This is a genomic window from Clostridium amazonense, assembly GCF_056431285.1.
In genome coordinates this window covers 1-2,518 of record NZ_JBWKMH010000019.1, presented here as the reverse complement: position 1 = coordinate 2,518, position 2,518 = coordinate 1, and the positions used below count along the sequence as shown (strand labels likewise).

The 2,518-nt window shown below is 51.1% G+C and carries 1 rRNA gene; it reads right to left on the bottom strand.

Features of this window, described 5'->3' with window-relative positions:
- Window positions 1-2 precede the first annotated feature (2 nt).
- Window positions 3-2,518: ribosomal RNA gene (locus tag AC07E4_RS08190) — 23S ribosomal RNA — on the bottom strand; the annotation flags it as partial.

Below are 2,518 nucleotides of genomic sequence, written 5' to 3'. Positions count from 1 at the left end.
TTTAGGTCAAGCCCTCGACTTATTAGTATGAGTCAGCTGAACATGTTACCATGCTTACACCCCTCACCTATCAACCTGGTAGTCTTCCAGGAGTCTTACTAACTTACGTTATGGGAAATCTCATCTTAGGGTGGGCTTCACGCTTAGATGCTTTCAGCGTTTATCCCTTCCCAACATAGCTACCCAGCTATGCCACTGGCGTGACAACTGGTGCACCAGAGGTTGGTCCATCCCGGTCCTCTCGTACTAAGGACAGCTCCCTTCAAATTTCCTACGCCCGCGACGGATAGGGACCGAACTGTCTCACGACGTTCTGAACCCAGCTCGCGTGCCGCTTTAATGGGCGAACAGCCCAACCCTTGGGACCTACTTCAGCCCCAGGATGCGACGAGCCGACATCGAGGTGCCAAACCTCCCCGTCGATGTGGACTCTTGGGGGAGATCAGCCTGTTATCCCCGAGGTAGCTTTTATCCGTTGAGCGATGGCCCTCCCACGAGGAACCACCGGATCACTAAGCCCGACTTTCGTCCCTGCTCCACCTGTATGTGTCGCAGTCAGGCTCCCTTCTGCCTTTGCACTCTTCGAACGATTTCCGACCGTTCTGAGGGAACCTTTGGGCGCCTCCGTTACTTTTTAGGAGGCGACCGCCCCAGTCAAACTGCCCACCTAACAATGTCCCGTGACCAGATTCATGGCCTCCGGTTAGAATTCCAGTACTATCAGGGTGGTATCCCAAGGTCGACTCCACAACAGCTGACGCCATTGCTTCCAAGTCTCCCACCTATCCTGTACAGATAATACCGAAACTCAATGCTAAATTGCAGTAAAGCTCTACGGGGTCTTTCCGTCCAATCGCGGGTAGCAAGCATCTTCACTTGCACTACAATTTCGCCGGATTTGCTGTTGAGACAGTGCCCAAATCATTACGCCATTCGTGCGGGTCGGAACTTACCCGACAAGGAATTTCGCTACCTTAGGACCGTTATAGTTACGGCCGCCGTTTACTGGGGCTTAAGTTCATGCCTTCGCTTGCGCTAAGCAATCCCCTTAACCTTCCAGCACCGGGCAGGCGTCAGCCCCTATACATCAGCTTTCGCTTTAGCAGAGACCTGTGTTTTTGCTAAACAGTTGCTTGGGCCTATTCTCTGCGACCTACTTTCGTAGGCACCCCTTCTCCCGAAGTTACGGGGTCAATTTGCCGAGTTCCTTAACAGCAATTCTTCCGATGGTCTTAGGATTCTCTCCTCATCTACCTGTGTCGGTTTGCGGTACGGGCACTAGCTTCCTCCATAGAGGCTTTTCTTGGCAGCGTGGAATCAGATACTTCGCTAAAATTAGCTCCCCATCACACCTCAGAATTGTTTCAGCGGATTTGCCTACCGAAACTCCCTAAGTGCTTAGACACACATCCAATAGTGTGCACATCCTATCCTCCTGCGTCACCCCATCTGTACAAACGTACGCTAGTGGTACAGGAATATCAACCTGTTGTCCATCGACTACGCCTTTCGGCCTCGCCTTAGGTCCCGACTAACCCTGGGCGGACGAGCCTTCCCCAGGAAACCTTAGATTTTCGACCGCCAGGATTCTCACCTGGCTCTCGCTACTTATGCCAACATTCTCACTTCTGCATCGTCCACCGCTCCTTTCGGTACGACTTCAGCCAATGCAGAAAGCTCCTCTACCGCGTACACATTAAGTGCACACCCATAGCTTCGGTGGTAAGTTTTAGCCCCGGACATCTTCGGCGCAGGATCTCTTGACTAGTGAGCTATTACGCACTCTTTAAATGAGTGGCTGCTTCTAAGCCAACATCCTAGTTGTCTTAGAAATCCCACATCCTTTACCACTTAACTTACACTTTGGGACCTTAGCTGATGGTCTGGGCTGTTTCCCTTTTGACTACGGATCTTATCATTCGCAGTCTGACTGCCGAAATAAAAGTATCTGGCATTCGGAGTTTGATAAGGTTCGGTAAGCGGTATGCCCCCTAGCCTATTCAGTGCTCTACCTCCAGTACTCAGTTAATCGACGCTAGCCCTAAAGCTATTTCGAGGAGAACCAGCTATCTCCGAGTTCGATTGGAATTTCTCCGCTATCCACAGCTCATCCCATGGTTTTTCAACACCAACGTGGTTCGGACCTCCACGACATTTTACTGTCGCTTCATCCTGGCCATGGATAGGTCACCCGGTTTCGGGTCTACGACATGCAACTTTGCGCCCTATTCAGACTCGGTTTCCCTTCGGCTCCGTACCTTAAGTACTTAACCTCGCTACATATCGTAACTCGTTGGCTCGTTCTACAAAAAGCACATCGTCACACATATAAAGTGCTTCGATCGGTTGTAGGCACAGGGTTTCAGGTTCTATTTCACTCCCCTTCCGGGGTTCTTTTCACCTTTCCCTCACGGTACTTCTCCACTATCGGTCACTAGGTAGTATTTAGCCTTGGGAGGTGGTCCTCCCTGCTTCCCACAAGGTTTCACGTGTCTCGTGGTACTCTGGATCAGAACTT